The sequence below is a fragment of the Rhodococcus sp. BH4 genome, assembly GCF_002079265.1.
Lineage (GTDB): Bacteria > Actinomycetota > Actinomycetes > Mycobacteriales > Mycobacteriaceae > Rhodococcus_F > Rhodococcus_F qingshengii.
Genome location: NZ_CP014941.1, coordinates 854945 through 871031, shown reverse-complemented (window position 1 = coordinate 871031; position 16087 = coordinate 854945). Strand labels below are relative to the sequence as shown.

The 16087-nt window shown below is 62.9% G+C and carries 14 protein-coding genes; 9 read left to right on the top strand and 5 right to left on the bottom strand.

What is annotated here, in order from left to right:
* Nucleotide 1 precedes the first annotated feature (1 nt).
* Nucleotides 2-3283 (bottom strand): exodeoxyribonuclease V subunit gamma, encoded by a 3282-nt coding sequence (gene recC / locus A0W34_RS04105; protein WP_081557358.1) that lies wholly within the window; start codon nt 3281-3283, stop codon nt 2-4.
* Nucleotides 3284-3380: 97 nt separating this feature from the next.
* Here recC and A0W34_RS04100 point away from each other — a divergent pair, with 97 nt between their 5' ends.
* From A0W34_RS04100 to A0W34_RS04085, 4 genes are all read left to right on the top strand, one after another.
* Nucleotides 3381-4214: an ABC transporter ATP-binding protein gene (locus A0W34_RS04100; protein WP_003945415.1), complete on the top strand. Its 834-nt coding sequence runs from the start codon at nt 3381-3383 to the stop codon at nt 4212-4214.
* Nucleotides 4211-5041, top strand: coding sequence for an ABC transporter permease (locus tag A0W34_RS04095; RefSeq protein WP_075832158.1), 831 nt, complete (start codon nt 4211-4213; stop codon nt 5039-5041). The genes A0W34_RS04100 and A0W34_RS04095 overlap by 4 nt, the downstream gene beginning before the upstream one ends.
* Nucleotides 5038-5835, top strand: a complete 798-nt coding sequence (locus A0W34_RS04090) for an ABC transporter permease (RefSeq protein ID WP_075832156.1) — start codon at nt 5038-5040, stop codon at nt 5833-5835. The genes A0W34_RS04095 and A0W34_RS04090 overlap by 4 nt, the downstream gene beginning before the upstream one ends.
* 78 nt (nt 5836-5913) lie before the next feature.
* Nucleotides 5914-6996, top strand: a complete 1083-nt coding sequence (locus A0W34_RS04085) for an ABC transporter substrate-binding protein (protein WP_198035688.1) — start codon at nt 5914-5916, stop codon at nt 6994-6996.
* Between the two features lie 12 nt (nt 6997-7008).
* Here A0W34_RS04085 and A0W34_RS04080 read toward each other — a convergent pair whose 3' ends face one another.
* Entirely contained in the window at nt 7009-7608 is a 600-nt protein-coding gene (locus A0W34_RS04080; RefSeq protein WP_007734129.1) for a TetR/AcrR family transcriptional regulator, read from the bottom strand.
* Nucleotides 7609-7726: 118 nt separating this feature from the next.
* On the opposite strand from A0W34_RS04080, the gene A0W34_RS04075 reads away from it, so the two are divergent.
* A complete protein-coding gene (locus A0W34_RS04075) occupies nt 7727-8671 on the top strand; it encodes an alpha/beta hydrolase family protein (RefSeq protein WP_081557356.1) in 945 nt (314 codons plus the stop codon).
* Between the two features lie 17 nt (nt 8672-8688).
* On the opposite strand, the gene A0W34_RS04070 is transcribed toward A0W34_RS04075, so the two are convergent.
* Nucleotides 8689-9045 carry a hypothetical protein gene (locus tag A0W34_RS04070; protein WP_232329978.1) on the bottom strand — a complete coding sequence of 119 codons (357 nt, stop codon included), beginning with the start codon at nt 9043-9045 and terminating at the stop codon, nt 8689-8691.
* Between the two features lie 125 nt (nt 9046-9170).
* Here A0W34_RS04070 and A0W34_RS04065 point away from each other — a divergent pair, with 125 nt between their 5' ends.
* Nucleotides 9171-9605, top strand: a complete 435-nt coding sequence (locus A0W34_RS04065; protein WP_003945598.1) for a cupin — start codon at nt 9171-9173, stop codon at nt 9603-9605.
* Here A0W34_RS04065 and A0W34_RS04060 read toward each other — a convergent pair.
* On the bottom strand, nt 9594-10799 hold the full coding sequence (locus tag A0W34_RS04060; RefSeq protein ID WP_081557354.1) for a cytochrome P450: 1206 nt from the start codon (nt 10797-10799) through the stop codon (nt 9594-9596). The genes A0W34_RS04065 and A0W34_RS04060 overlap by 12 nt on opposite strands.
* A 139-nt stretch (nt 10800-10938) precedes the next feature.
* On the opposite strand from A0W34_RS04060, the gene A0W34_RS04055 reads away from it, so the two are divergent.
* The 3 genes from A0W34_RS04055 (at nt 10939) to A0W34_RS04045 (ending at nt 14677) form a co-directional block, all read left to right on the top strand.
* Nucleotides 10939-11799 carry an SDR family oxidoreductase gene (locus tag A0W34_RS04055; protein ID WP_064075148.1) on the top strand — a complete coding sequence of 287 codons (861 nt, stop codon included), beginning with the start codon at nt 10939-10941 and terminating at the stop codon, nt 11797-11799.
* Entirely contained in the window at nt 11796-12524 is a 729-nt protein-coding gene (locus A0W34_RS04050; RefSeq protein WP_042920495.1) for an acetoacetate decarboxylase family protein, read from the top strand. Before A0W34_RS04055 ends, A0W34_RS04050 begins: the two co-directional genes overlap by 4 nt.
* Nucleotides 12525-12619: 95 nt before the next feature.
* Nucleotides 12620-14677 (top strand): neutral/alkaline ceramidase, encoded by a 2058-nt coding sequence (locus A0W34_RS04045; RefSeq protein ID WP_081557353.1) that lies wholly within the window; start codon nt 12620-12622, stop codon nt 14675-14677.
* 81 nt (nt 14678-14758) lie between these two features.
* Here the strand turns inward: A0W34_RS04045 and A0W34_RS04040 are convergent, their stop codons facing one another.
* The gene (locus tag A0W34_RS04040) at nt 14759-15955 is read right to left on the bottom strand and encodes an MFS transporter (RefSeq protein WP_081557352.1); all 1197 of its coding nucleotides are present in this window, start codon (nt 15953-15955) and stop codon (nt 14759-14761) included.
* Nucleotides 15956-16087: the final 132 nt, after the last annotated feature.

The following is a 16087-nucleotide window of genomic DNA, read 5'->3' as shown; positions in this document are numbered from 1 at the left end:
GTTACTCCGCTCTTTCGTTGGTCAGCAACGGATCCCACAGTCGTCGGGCGAGAACTCCGAATCGAGTCGGTTCCTCGGCCCAGACGAATTCGTCGTCCGACGGCGGATCCGCAGCCAACTCCGCCAGTGTTCGAGCTTCTCCGAAAACGTAAGCGTTGCTTGGATCGATCATCTCGCCGTACTGCCCGGTCCACTGGGTGTCCGCACCGTTTGTCGCATCGTCGACCGACTCGCCACCAAAGCGTCGGCGCGCATATTCGGCTGAAGTAGCGGCCCACATCGGCAACGGACGCTGCAGCCCCCGCTCGCGTAGGTCCACCAGTTGCTGCAGGATCTCGACCGCATTGCCTGGCGCATCGAGCACCGACCGTGCCGCTGCGATCTTTCCCCGACCCCGTCCGATCGAGACTGCATCGAGCGCACCGGGTCGTCCGTGCGCTTTCAAGGCGAGCAGGTTTATCCAGGCCGTCATCCGATGTTTAGGCGCCAGTGAGGAATACGACGCTCCCACCACTGAATTGCCGTGCACACCGGTTACCGTTCCGGTGAGACGACGCCCGTCACCGAGGTCGATGTCGACGTCGACGGCCTCGGAGTCGCCCTCGAGGTGTGGCAAGGCAAGACCGGCAAGTTGGTCTACCACCCACTCGACGTTGCCCAGAACCGTGGCGCCCAGGTTGTAGGGCGGCAAAGTACCGCGGCGCCACTCGGCTGCACGGAAATCCGCCGAGCTGCGTCCAGCCAAGCGCGAGAGAAGCATTCGGTCACCCAGAGCCCAGGTGGACAGTGGATCGAGCTCGGTTGCCAGCGAATCCGCGATGTCGTCGTCGAGTTCCGGTACCCGGACGCCGAGGCGTTGGCGCAGAAAACCACGCGCGGGATGTACCAGGAAGTTCACCAAGTCGGCGAGGTTCACTTCCTTCGGATGCACCTCGGGTAGCTCGGCCGACAAGACTGTCGGCAATTCGACCGGTGTTCCGGAGGCAGCCCTCGCACCGGCCAGCGCTGCCGTGTCGAAGCTGAACGGCTTGTTCGGCGCGAAGTTTCGATTGTCGAACGATTGCAACGGATGCCGTGTCAGCACTCCGTTGATCGCTTCCGGACCCACCGTCGCACTGAGTACGTCGAGAAGGCCACTGAGGGGGATCGCCGGTGGTCTGACGACACCGGTGACCGGATCGGCACCGGTATACAACAGAATCAGATGTTCGCCCGCAGACATCACGGCATCGAGAAGCAGTTGCCGGTCTTCACTGCGCAGATCACGCTCCCCCACAACGGGATCACGGGACAAGATGTCGTCGCCGTCGACTCCACCGGTTCGAGGGAACACCTCGTCGTCGAGTCCGATCAGCACGACCACGCGATGCGGTACCGAACGCATCGGAACCATCGTGCACACCGTCAGTTCGCCGGTTCGGAAGTTGGCACGCGTCGGTCTGCCCGCGAGGCTGCACGAGAGCATCGCGCGAACATCGGCCAGACGTAACACCGTCTCTCCGCCGAATTCCACAGCAGCTACCAGTTCGCGGTGGGCCCCCGCGCTCTGCCAGGAATCTGCGGGCGCTGTGTCGGTCAGCAGATCCAGGGCCCGCATCAGCACACGAAGCCATTCGGCCGGTGAATGTGGGCCGGCAAGATCGCGAAGCGAGACGGCCAGGCGATCGACGAACTCTGCGAAACGTCCAGTCAGGTCGATGTCTGTGCCGTCCACGTCATCGAGTGGTAGCGCGAGATCCAACCAGGCATTTTCCGATTCGTCCGCGCTGACCCCCAACAAGATTCGGTCCATGGCGGTGTTGAAGGTGTTCTGCGGAAATGCGTCGAGGCCGAACGTGGCACGCTGCCGACTACCGATTCCCCAGCGAGCACCCGCTTCCGTCGTCCATTCCCGCAGTCTTTCCAACTCGTCGTCGCCCCACGAAAAACGTGTGCGGACAGGCTCGGTCGCGGCCAGGTCGAGAACCTCACTGGCTGTGGCCCGGCCGTCGGCCAATTCGAGGAGAGAGCCGAGAACGGCCAGGACAGGATTGGTCTGACGTAATCCGCGGTCTGCCAGCCTTACTCGAAGGAGATGCCCCGGGTGGCCATGGACGCCTTGCCCGAATGCAGCACGAACCAAAGGTGCGTACGTTTCGACGTCCGGGCACATCACGAGTACGTCGCGCGGCTGCAATGTCGGGTCGTCCTCGAACAATCGGAGCAGACATTCGCGGAGCACCTCGACCTGCCGTGCCGGCCCGTGGCAAGCGTGGACCTGAACTGTCCCATCCGGTTCCGCTGCAACGCTGGGAGCACGATCTGCGATGACATCGGCCTTGACCGTCGCCAGGAGGGATTTCGGGCCGGCTGGTTCGGGAAGATGCACCGACTCGAACTCGGCGGCACCGAGGCTGATCTGAAGTTCACGAACGTCGCGAGCAAGACTCGACAGCAACGGATTGGCGGATATCAGCGCTGACCCGTCTTCCGAACGTCGGATCGTGCTCTCACTTCGAGGCGGTATGCGCGAGCTCATCTTGGTCCACAGCGCGGGGCTGGGATGCGGGAGCCAGATGTGCACGTCCCGATTCGCACTGAGTGCGCTCAAGATCATTCGCTGATCGACCGGCAGCCGGGTCGGCCCGAAGACCGACAGACGTTCCGGTAGGTCGACCAAGGCCGGGTCCTCGACCAGTGCGCGGCTCACTTGCCCCAGTCGCTCTGCGGGCCCCGGAACGTCGATCTTGTCCGCGACGATGCACCACAGACGTGCCTGCCATTCGAAATCCTCCGACAGCGCCAATCCGTGTCCGTCGGTCAACCGCCCGGCGGCCCAGTCGATCAGCATCTGCGGGCGTTGCGCGGCATAACTGCGGAAGAGTTCGGTGACATGTGTGGCGGAGGCAAACCGTCGACCTTCACGATGGCCTTCGAGATGTTTCGCCAGGACTCCGCACCAGGGCTCGCCGAGGGACTCGTCGATCACATCGAGAACCGTCCACACCAATCGCGTCGGCGACCATGGGTCGTCGTCAGCCGTGATTCCACTGACCGCGGCCACGGACTCCGCGACCAGGCGCGCGGGTGAAGGAAACGCGATGTTCGCAGAAATTCCGTCCACTGCTGACGGTCCGGACGTGCCTAGCTGGGAGGACAGCCGCTGATTGAGCCAACGCTCGACGCCCTTGGCCGGCACCGCAACAGTTTCCCGGGCGAATGGATCCGACAGCGGGGTACGGAGGAGCGTGGCCAACGCCGAGACCAAGGTGTCCGAACGCTCGGCCCGGTACAACTTCAGCAATCTTCGCTCCCCTCACTCCGTCCAGACGTCCATCTCACCACGGCGCTGTGACAGGAGACGCCGAACCAGCCTCACGCAGCGGTGACGCGCAGGCAACATGACCGCAACCGGACGTTCGTACTGTGCGGGAATGACCAGTCCCGTCACCACACCTCGCCCCGCTGGAACCGGTCTCGACATCTCCGGCCTCGGCAAGACCTTCGAGATGGGTCGTCGGTCGGTGACCGCGCTGACCGACGTGTCCCTCCAAACCAGCGAAGGCTCGTTTCTGTCTCTGCTCGGGCCGTCCGGATGTGGGAAGTCCACCGTTCTCCGCATCCTTGCGGGCCTCGATAGTCCGACGTCGGGAACGGCCCTTGTCAACGGACAGTCGCCGGCCGAGTTACGCAAGCGCCGCGAACTCGGAATCGCCTTCCAGGATTCGGCTTTGCTGCCGTGGCGAACAGTGGCCTCCAACATCAAACTGCCCCTTCAGGTTGCCGGCATCGATCCCGACCCCGACCTGATCGCCGACCTGATCGCGCTCGTCGGCCTCGAAGGATTCGAGAAGGCCAAGCCCGCCCAATTGTCCGGCGGTATGCGTCAGCGTGTGTCGATCGCACGATCGCTCGTGGTCAAGCCGAGTGTCCTCCTACTCGACGAACCCTTCGGCGCGCTGGACGACATGACCCGTCAACGGCTCAACATCGAATTGCTCAGGATCTGGACCGAGAAACCGGCGACCACGTTGATGGTGACTCACGGAATCGCCGAAGCCGTGTTCCTCTCCGACGTCGTTGCCGTCATGACGCCGCGGCCCGGACGCGTCCTCGAAGTCGTGCCGATCGACCTGCCGCGCCCGCGTACACCCGAGATGATGCGTACACCCGAGTTCCACGAGATCCACGACTACCTCTCCGGACTGCTCTTCGGAAAAGCAGGCGTCGCATGACAATTACCGATATCGAGAACGTCGCGACCGCGGCGGCGCAGCCATCTGTGCCGCGCCGGATCCGATTGAAGCGTCCAACGTGGTTCGGCGGTGCAGTCGGCATCTGCGGACTGATCGCTCTATGGTGGATTCTGGCGGCGGCCGGTGTTGCGGGAGGCACGATTCCGACGCCGTGGGTAGTTGTCTCGACGATGTTCGACGACGGTTGGTCGCTGTACGGACCCAATTTCACCGTCACGGCTTCCGGTGCGCTGCAGGGCTTTCTCTGGGGAAACCTGCTGGCGATAACGCTTGCCGTGCTTGTCGTTCTCATTCCGCCCATCGAGGGATTGGCCACACAACTGGCGATCCTGAGCTACTGCACACCGCTGTTGGCGCTTGGCCCAATCATCCTGGTCGTCTTCGGCGGCCGGACCCCCACAATCTTTCTCGCCGCAATGTACTGCTTCTTCACCACGATGGTCGGCACACTCGCCGGCCTGAGATCGGCCGACAAGACGAGCCTCGATCTCGTCGCCGCCTACGGCGGTGGGCGTTGGCAGAAGTTCACCAAAGTTCAACTTGTGAGCGCACTTCCGAGCACCTTTGCTGCCCTCAAGATTGCTGCACCTTCGGCCGTACTGGGTGCAATTCTCGGTGAGTATCTCGGCGGGGTGGACAGCGGGATCGGCGTCGCACTAACGGCCGCTCAGACGTCGTACAACGTCCCGCGAACGTGGGGAATGGCTATCGCCGCCGCCTTGCTCGCCGGTCTGGGGTACGCCGTCGTCGCAGCGATCGCCCGGCTCGTCACCCCGTGGACGAGCGTTCCGGGAGCACAGAAATGACTTCGGTACGAGGAACATTGAGATTCCTCGCCCCGATTGCCATCGCCTCGGCGCTGTTGCTTGTCATCTGGGTGGTCTTCCTCAACGCCTTTCCTCAGGTCGGCCCGCGTGTGGGAAAGACGCCGGCCGACGTCTGGGAGTACCTGTTCTCCGGCCCAAAATCCGCCGACGCTCGTTCGGGCATCATCGACAACCTGTTCATCACTCTGCGCGACGCCGGTGTCGGCTTTGCCATCGGAATGACTGCCGCGCTCGTGGTGGCATCGATCTTCGTCGTTTCCCGCACTGTCGAACAGACTTTCATGCCCGTTGCAATGCTTCTACGATCTGTTCCTCTCGTTGCGATGACCCCGATCATCGTCCTGATATTCGGCCGCGGAATCGTGGGTGTGACAGTCATGGTTGCGATAGTGGTGTTCTTCCCAGCCCTCGTCATGATCATGGTCGGTCTACGTGCCGCTCCGGCTCAGGCACAAGACCTCATCGCTGCCTACGGCGGGAGTCGTTGGACCGCATTGCGAATGGTGTCCGTGCCGTCCGCACTTCCGGCTGTGTTCGCCGCTGCACGAGTATCCGTACCCGGCGCCTTGATCGGAGCACTGATCGGCGAATGGCTCGGTAGCGGCCAAGGCTTGGGTTCGAGCATGATCAAAGCCATTCCGCGCTACCAGTACAACGAATTGTGGGCATCTATCGTGGTGATCACCGTGGTGTCGATCGTCCTCTACGCCGTGGTCGGGATCTTCGAAAGCATCGCTCTGTCTCGTTTCGGTCCTTCGGCGGGCAAGTCGTGACATCTGTTAACACGACCTCAACAAACTCTCTCTCCCAAGCAAACTGAACGAAACCGACTGGCCCTAGTGTTCCGATTCATGACGCCATTCAAGCCCGTCCGCCAGCTGGACCGCAGGGCCTTCTTCCGCTACTCCGCGCTGACCGGCATCGCAGTCGCCGGCAGTGCGTCATTGCTCGCGTGTAGCAGTGACTCCAGCAGTTCGAGTGGCGGAACCACGGACGACGGTTCCGAATTCGGAACAGTTGCAGTGCAGTTGTCCTGGATCAAGAACATCGAGTTCGCCGGTGAGTACTTCGCTCTCGACAAGGGGTACTACAAGGATGCAGGGTTCGGGAATGTAGACCTGGTGGCAGGTGGCGCAGCCGGCACCGGCGTCGAAGCCGGCCGGGACACCGGCAAGGTGTGGATCGGAATGTCCGCACCGCAGCTCACAGCCCCCGCCGTACTCGACGGACTGGAGGCAAAGATCGTCGGTGCGACATTCCAGAAGAATCCGTTTGCGATTGTCAGTTCCGCTGCGGCACCGATCAACTCACCACAGGACATGATCGGCAAGAAGATCGGCGTCCAGGATTCCAATCAGCTCGTCTTCGGAGCTCTCCTGGCAGCAAACGGCCTGACCGAAAGCCAGATGACGATCGTGCCCGCGCAGTTCGATCCGAGCCCCTTGGCGAACGGCGAGGTGGACGGCTGGGTCTCCTACGTGACCAATGAGCCGATCACACTGGCCGCCAAAGGTTTCCCCAACGCCCACTTCCTCTTCGCGGACTACAACCTGCCGTTGGTCGCCCAATCGTTCACGGTTCTCCAGTCCACCATCGACAACGAGAGGGACAAGCTCAAGGCATTCCTGAAGGCCGAGATCCAGGGTTGGAAGGACGCGGTCGCTGATCCGGCAGAGTCGGCGCGGCTTGCCGTCGAGGTCTACGGCAAGGACCAGAACCTGGAACTCGAAGAGCAGATCAAGGAAGCCACCGCACAGAACGATCTTGTGGTGTCGGCAGATACCAAAGCAAACGGGTTGTTCACGATGACACCCCAACTGATCGAACAGAACATCGCGGCACTGTCGAAAGCTGGGCTGGAGATTACAGCGGAGCAACTGTTCGACATGTCGATCCTCGAAGAGGTGTACGCCGAGAATCCGGAGTTGATCTGACTGAGCCGAGCGTCAGCGAACCTCTCGCGCGAGTACGCCCGAGATGAATAGCTGTACAAGGACCTCGGCCTTGTACCGGTCATCGGACCCAGCACCGATACAAAGGTTCCCAATGCCTTTGAGCACGTTGTACGCATCGACCCGCGAAGCAGTGCCAACGGACTCGAGCGCTGCCGCGAGGAGGGAGTCACATACCGGAACGAGGCGGTCGACGAAGTAGATATGCAGAGCGTCGGACCCGGCGCTGTCTCCTTGCAGTGCACCGGCGAGCCCATGCTTGGTTACCAGGAACTCCACGAACAAAGCCACCCATGCCCGCAAAGCCGCCTCGGGCGTTGCACTCTCCGCGAGCATCTGTGGGCCCGCGTCCGCACACGCCTCGACTTGGTGTCGGTATACGGCTACCACCAACTCGGGACGCGTCGGGAAGTGGCGGTAGATCGTCCCCATGCCGACGCCGGCCTTCGCCGCAATCTCCCGCACCGGAGCGTCGACTCCGGACTCCACGAACACTGCTGCCGCCGCGTCGAGCAGCGCCTGCTCGCTTCGACGTGGGCGACCGACTTGCTTGGGAGACGCGACGCGCGACTGCTCGTCCTGGGCATCAGCCATGTGCACTCCTCGCTGACTCACAACATATGTTTGCATTACGGAACAACGCTCCGTAATGTTGCGGAGCGACGCTCCGATAAACAGTATCGCAGGGTGCAGCCTCAGCAAGGAACTTGCCATGACCTCATCAATGATCGACACTCTTAACGGCATCATCGGCGCCGGCGCCCCGGTCGTCTCCGTTGCCCCCGTCGAGTTGTTCGCCCCCGATCGACCTGTCCCGCTGGAAGTACGTGTGTCTGCTCCGGCAGCAGGCACGAACCTCCCCGTTGTGGTGTTCTCCCACGGCAACGGCTGGAACCTCGATGGATACTCGCCACTCACGGCATTCTGGGCATCCCACGGATTCGTGGTGATCCAGCCGACACATCTGGACTCGCGCCGGAACGGTTTCGGGTTCGACCACCCGGTTTTCCCGACGATCTGGACCGAGAGAATCGCGGATCTCACACGCATCCTTGATCAGCTCGACACCATCGAATTTGCCGTGCCCGGGCTTGCCGGCCGCATCGACCGCAGTCGAGTTGCCGCCACTGGTCACTCCTGGGGCGGGCAAACCGCTCAGTCGCTCCTCGGAGCAAGGATCTTCGACGAGGCCGGCCAGGTCGGCCAGGACATGTCCGACAGTCGCGTCACCGCGGGAATCCTGTTCGCAGCAACCGGTCTCGGCGGCGAGAACCTGCATCCGTTCGCGCAGGCGAACTTCCCGTTCATGCGCCCCTCGTTCCAGGAACTGACGACGCCGACACTCGTCGTCGCGGGCGACCACGACCAGTCCAAGATGTCCAGCCGCGGACCTGACTGGTTCACCGACGCCTACACGCACAGCCCCGGAGCCACCGACCTCCTTTCCTTCTACGGTGCCGAGCACGCACTCGGTGGAATCGTCGGATACGAAGTCGCCGAGACCACCGACGAGAACCCAGAGCGGGTCGCCGCCATCCAACGGATGAGTACTGCCTACCTTCGGACCGCGTTGCGCATCGATGAGACCAGCTGGCCAGCGGCCCGGGCCGCATTCAGCGACAACGCCGACCCGATCGGCCGAGTCGACACCAAGTAATGCGGCAGTGATCCAACTTATTGGCCGAAGTTGAACCTGAGATTCGCATTTATCAAGGTATTGAGCCGCTTTCGCATCCCGACAACCTCCGCCTCCGACGGTATCGGATCTGCGAGGAAGAGCGTCCAACGCAGCATCGTGCTGTTTCCGACCGCCTCGATGTCGAATCGGATGACGGCGTCGGGTCGGGCTGGCCAGATCGACGACCAGATCACCAGCTCCGGTTCTTCAGCCCTGACGATCTCCGGTGCGATCTCGCTCTCGAGAAGTTCCAGCCAGTGCCGGGCGGGCTGGCGGTACGGATCGATCAATGCCTCGAACATGAAGCGCGCAGGCGGCGGCTGGCTCCGGCGCCTCGTCGCGACTTGCAGCATGGCACGAGCGTAACCGCCTCTCAAGGGCATACCTCTGCCTTCGCAGTGCTGGATCCACGAAAACTGGGATAAACCGGGCATCGACGGAGGACACTCAGGAGCACATCCGTCTGGGAGGGCCGCTCATGCGTAAACGCCATCAGGTTCTGCTTGCAGTGTCCGCAGCGATCGGGCTGTCTCTGACGCCGATCAATGCGTCGGCGACACCGAGCACGGGAGTACACGGTGAAATTCTCGGGCAGGTGACTTTCGACGGCAAGGACTACATCCTGCGTCAGATCACCATCGACCCCGGCGGTTCCACCGGTTGGCACTTCCACGACGGGACGCTCTACGCACTGATCGCGCAGGGCACGTTGAGCCACTACCGATCCGATTGCTCCGTCGACGGGATCTACAGCGCCGGAAATACTTTGATCGAACCGAGCGGTTCAGATCATGTGCACATCGGAAACAACTCGCAGACAACACCATTGGTACTCGAGGTCGTCTACGTCAATCCGGCGGGCAGCCCCCTCTCCGAAGATGCTGCGCCTCCCAACTGCCAACTACCCGGCTGACGGCGCCGAAGCGGTAAACCGCACCGGCATCGATTCGAGACCGGACACGAAGTTGGCGGCACGCCGCTGCAGCGGCGCGTCGGTGGCAAGTGCCATTCCCGGCAGCCTGGCGAAGAGTTGCTCGAACATGATCCGTCCCTCGAGCCTGGCCAGCTGATTACCCAGACAGAAATGAGTTCCGAAGCCGAAGGCCACGTGCGGATTCGGTGTGCGGCCGACATCGAACCGTTCGGCGTTCAGGAACACGGACTCGTCGAAATTTGCCGATTCGAAGAGCAGCAGCATCTTCTCACCTGCCTTCAGCTGCGCGCCGAAGAAATCGGTGTCACGGGTCAGGGTTCGAGCCATGTTCTTGATCGGCGAGGACCACCGCAGCATCTCCTCCATTGCCAAGGGAATGGCATCGGGATCGTCGACTAGCTCCCGGCGCTGGTCCGGATGGCGCAGTAGCTGTTCCATGCCGCCGCTGAGCACGTGCCGTGTGGTCTCGTCACCGCCGATCAGGATCAGCAGGGATTCGTTGACGATTTCCTGATCGGAGAGGGCTTCGCCGTCGACCGCACTGTGAATCAACGTGCTCACCAAATCGTCGGCCGAGTCGCTCCTCCGCTCGGCGATGGTTCGCATCATGTACGCGGTGAAATCGACGTACGCAACCATCATGGCCTGCAGTTGATCCTGGGAAGCGTTGCTTCCCAATGCCTTCACCAGATCGTCCGACCACCGCAGAAACAACGCGCGTTCCTCCGGACGGACACCCAACATGTCGCCGATGACGGCCATCGGCAGCGGTGCCGCCAGGTCTGCGACGAAGTCGGCTTCCCCTTTCTCACAGACGGCGTCGATCAGTTGATCGCAGATCTCCCGGATACGGCCGGCCTTGGCTTCGACCTTCTTACGTGTGAAACCCGCATTGACCAAGCGTCGACGTGTGAGGTGCTGCGGGTCGTCCATGTCGATCATCTGCGGCAATGGACCGGTTTCGGGGCGGATGCCACCGGCGTTGGAGAACAGTTCGGGATCCCGCTCGGCTGCGACGACGGCGTCGTAACTCGCGGCCGCGGTGATTCCGTTGGCGTCGTCTCGGTACACGGGCTCGTGATCACGCATCCAGGCGTATGCGTCGCGCACATTCCCGAGGTCTCCGCTGTAGAAGCGTCCGTCGATCAAATCGAAGGTCGGTCTGGTAGCCATCACTCCACCTCTCGCACAACCCTTGCCTCAATAAGTAGAACCTGTTCCTATATAGCGTGGGGCGTTTTCACCGAAGCCGGACCGGAAAACCTCCAGAAGCAGCACGCGAGCCCGCCGGAGCAACGACCAGGAGACACGCATGGACGACGACACCGCCTCAGCGGGCATACCCACTTTCACCGGCACATCGATACTGGTGACCGGCGGCGGTAGTGGCATCGGCCTGGGCATCGCTCGTTCGCTCGTTGCGTCCGGCGCTCACGTCACGATCTGCGGACGCAACAAGGAGAAACTCGATGCTGCCGCCGAATCGATCCGGCAGGCGACTGCCGCAGGATCGGTCAGCGTCTCCCCCGCCGACGTCACGATCGAGACAGACGTCGTCGCCGCTGTCGCCGCGGCGGTGTCCGTCACCGGAAAGCTCGACGGAGTCGTGGCCTGCGCCGGCGGGAACGAAACCATCGCACCGGTCACGCAACTCGACGTCGACGCCTGGCGCCGCACCGTCGACCTCAACGTCACGGGGACCATGCTGACGATCAAGCACGGCGCGCGGGCACTGGTGGCAGGAGGCGGTGGATCCATCGTCGCGATCTCGTCGATCGCCAGCAGCAACACACATCGCTGGTTCGGCGCGTACGGCGTCTCGAAGTCCGGCGTCGACCACCTGGTGCAATTGGCGGCAGACGAACTGGGCGCCAGCAACATTCGTGTCAATGCGATCCGGCCGGGTCTGACCCGAACGGATCTGGTCGCGCTCATCACCGACGGTGGCCCCATCCTGGACGACTACCTGGCCAACACGCCGCTCGAACGCGTCGGCGAGGTCGAGGACGTCGCCGGACTCGCTTCTTTCCTACTCGGACCGCAATCCACCTGGATCACCGGGCAGATCATCAACGTCGACGGAGGCCAAATGCTGCGCCGCGGACCGGATTTCCGCTCGATGCTCGAACCCGTCTACGGCTCCGACGGACTCCGTGGGGTGGTAGCGCCATGAGCTACACGATTCTGGGCAAGAGGGTCGAGATGCCCGTCGAAGTTCGCACCGCGTCTGCCTTCATGGCGTTGTACTCGGTACCGAGCACAACCGCGCAGTCGATCATCGATTACACCGGCTTGACCGTGCTCCAGTACCGTCCTGGCCGGGCGCTGTGCGGCCTGGTTTTTGTCGACTACATCGACGGGGATCTGGGGCCGTACAACGAATTCGGAGTGACGTACATGGTGCGCAGCCACACTGCGCCTCCCGAAACCTCGGTGCTGGGAGATCTACGTTCGCTCGCTGCCGGAACTGCAGGGGCTCTCATTCACGAGTTGCCGGTGGACGGCGAGTTCACCAAGGCCGCCGGCCGGGAAATCTGGGGATTCCCGAAGGTGCTCGCCGAGTTCGACACCGAGCACGTCGGCTCGGTCAAGCGCGGATCGGTCTCTCGCGACGGCAAACTCATCACACAGTTGAGTGTGAAATCCGGCGTCAGCGTGCCGGGCGGCGGAGCCAACATGTCGTTGGCCGCGTACTCACATCTCGACGGCGCCACCAGGTGCACGTCGTGGGACATGGCACCGACCGGCGTCAAATCTCGCCCTGGTGGAGCCGAGGTTCAACTGGGCAGTCACCCGATGGCGGCGGAGCTTCGGAAACTGGGACTCCCCCGCCGGGCCCTGATGACCACGACCATCAAGAACCTGGCGATGACGTTCGGGGAGGCCACAACAATCTGAGTGTCGGCCGACGGCACCCCTTTCGGTCACGTGTGACTCGGGCTACACTCCTGGACGGTTGACCAACTCGCGTCAGACCGCCCGAAAGGACACTCGTGCAGATCACCCGACGCACCGTACTGGCAGGCGCTGCCGCCGCACCTGCGCTCGCCGCTCTGTCGACGAACCAGGCCGTCGCAGCTTCGCCGGCACGCACCGTTTCACCCGCACGCACCGACAAGTCGTCGGCGTCACTGCAGGTGGGCGTCGGAATTTCCGACGTGACCGGACCGGTCGCCGAAGTCGGCATGATGGGCTACTCGAGCTTCGACCAACGCGCCGAAGGCCTGCACCAGCGAATGCGCGCACGCGCCTTCATCTTCGAGTCCGGCGGGTCGCGGGTCGCCTACGTGTGCGTCGACAACTGCATGATCTTCCAGTCCGTTCACGACGAGGTCCTGCGCCGACTGGCCGGGAGGTTCGGTGACATCTACACCGAGCGCAACGTCATGTTGACGGCCATCCATTCACACGCGGCATGTGGTGGGGCCTCGCACAACTACGCGTACAACCTCGCAGTTCTCGGCTTCGAACTGCAGGTGTTCGAAGCCGAGGTCAACGGCATGGTCGAGGCGATCAGCGCTGCGCACGAGAACCTGGCGCCAGGCACAGTCCGTTTCGGGCGGTCCGATCTCACCGATGCCAGCGTCAACCGATCGCGAGTGGCGTTCGACCTCAATCCCGAAGAGGACAAGGCCTACTACCCCGGTGGCAACGACCACCACATGCGTGTCATGCGTATCAGTCGGGGCAGCAAGGACATCGGGGCGATCAACTGGTTCGCCACCCACTGCGCCTCGCTCACGAACGAGAACCATCTCATCTCCGGGGACAACAAGGGCGCCGCGGCGTACTTCTGGGAGCACGACGACCGGGGTGTGCGTTACCTCGACGGCGACACCAGCTTCATTGCTGCTTTTCCGCAGACCAACAGCGGCGACATGTCACCGAACCTCTTCCTCGAGCCCGGACGCGGACCGACCGAAGACGAATTCGAGAACGCACGCATCATCGGGCTGCGCCAGGTAGCGGCGGCTCGAACTGCCTTCGACGCGGCGTCCGACACCGTCACCGGTGGCGTCGACAGTCGGATCATGTACCTGGACATGGCAAATCAGGTGGTGAGTGGAAGATTCACTCCCGACGGGCGCGAGCATCGCACCGCGCCGGCTGCGATCGGCGCGGCAATGAGCGCCGGAAGCGTCGAGGACGGACCGGCAATCCCGATCTTCCCCGAGGGCACCCGAAACCCCATGATCGACGCCCTGGGCGGTATGGATGCTCCTGTGCCTCAATGGCTTCAGGATGCACAGGCGCCCAAACTCGTAGTCGTTCCGGTCGGCCTGCTGCCACCGGGAGGATGGGTGCCGAACGTACTCAAGATCCAGATCCTGCGGATCGGTCAGTTCTACATCGTCGGTGGCCCTGCGGAATTCACCATCGTCTCCGGATTACGAGTGCGTCGAACCGTCGCCGAGGAGCTTGGGGTTCCCCTCGAGAACGTCATCTTCCAGGGATACGCGAACTCGTACTCGAGCTACTGCACCACACCACAGGAATACGATTCGCAGCAGTACGAGGGCGGTTCGACGATGTTCGGTCGTTACACATTGCCGGCCTATCAGCAGGGGTATGCCGCCCTTGCAGCCGCGATGCGCGACGGCACCGAACCTCCTCGCGGCCCCGCTCCGGCCGACCTGTCCGGGTTCCAACCCAGCTTCGGACCTGGCGTCGACTTCGACGAGCCCTTGCCGGGAACACAATTCGGCGATGCGACCGTCCAGCCCGGCGACAGCTCACCGGGTGCGCAGGTTGCCGTCGAGTTCGTCACCGGCCACCCCAAGAACGACACTCACCGAAACGGGACCTTCTACGAGATCCAGCGCAATACCGGCGGATCCTGGACACGGGTCGCCGACGACAACGACTGGTCCACCAAACTGCACTGGCGCCGGGTCGGGAGCAACGGTTCCGTCGTGCGCATCACGTGGGATGTTCCGGCCGATACTCCGGCGGGTACGTATCGAGTCCAACACTTCGGTGCGTCGAAGGCTCGGGGTAGCGGCGCGATCACGCCTTTCTCCGGGGTGACCGCCGAATTCCGCCTCACCTGACCCGCGTGAACGTATCGCTCCCCTTGTTGGACAAGGGGAGCGATACGTTCACGCGATGGGGTCAGAGCGCAATGGACAGGTTCAGGCGGCGGTCGGGTGCAGCGAGGTGGTCGGCGTCGACGGCTCTGACGCTGCCGGGCGGTCGATCTTCGCCGCGACGAGCAAGACCAGCAGACCGGCGACAGTGACTGCCGCTCCCATCCAGATCGGGGAGGTGAAGCCGAGTCCCGCGGCGATGGTGATTCCGCCCAGCCATGCCCCGAGTGCGTTGCCGACGTTGAAGGCGGCGATGTTGGCACCCGATGCCATGGTCGGTGCTGCCGAAGCGTAGTTCATGATCCGCATCTGCAGACCGGGAACCGTCGCAAAACCGAAGGCGCCCATGAAGAACAGCGAGATCACGGTCATGACCTTGCTCTCCGCGGTGGCGGCGAACACGATCAGAACGACGGTCAGGATCGCGAGAATCCAGACCAGCGCCTTCGTGAGCGAACGGTCGGCCGCCTTGGCGCCGAGGAAGTTGCCGACGAACAGGCCCGAGCCGAAGAGGATGAGCAGCCACGGAACGCTGGACGTCGCGAAGCCGGTGACCTCGGTGAGGGTGAAGGCGATGTAGGTGAAGGCTCCGAACATTCCGCCGTAGCCGAGGATGGTGATGGCGATCGAGAGCCATACCTGCTTGTTGCGGAATGCCCCCAACTCTCCGCGCAATCCGCCACCGGTCGTGCTGGCGGGCGTCGTCGGGACGAGTGCTGCAATTCCGATCAGGGCGATGACGCCGATGACGGTGATGGCCCAGAACGTCGAGCGCCATCCGAGTTGCTGGCCCAGCAGCGTGCCGAACGGAACGCCGAGAACGTTGGCGATGGTCAGGCCCGCGAACATCATCGCGATGGCGCCGGCGCGCTTGTTGGGCGCGACCATGTCGGCGGCAACCACCGAGCCGATTCCGAAGAACGCACCGTGGCACAGCGCCGCGACGATGCGTCCGCCCATCATGACCTCGTAGGAGGGAGCGAGCGCGGACATCAGGTTGCCGATGATGAACAGCACCATGAGCGAGAGAAGGACCTTCTTGCGCTCGAAGCGGGTGACGGCAGCGGTCAGGAGGATCGCGCCGATCGCCACCGACAGTGCGTAGCCCGAGATCAGGTAGCCCGCGACGGACTCGGTGACCTCGAAATCAGCCGAGACCTCGGGCAGGAGGCCCATGATGACAAATTCGGTGAGGCCGATCCCGAACCCGCCCATAGCGAGGGCAATGAGACCCAATGTCATCTCGATGTTCCTTTCACAGATTTACGCGTAAGCCGTTAGCGGGCGTGTGCATTAGTTGCAGGCGCGCTATAAATAGTTGCACGCGCGCGCTACATGCGCAAGCTGGTAACCTGGAGTCGCAGGAAACGGACA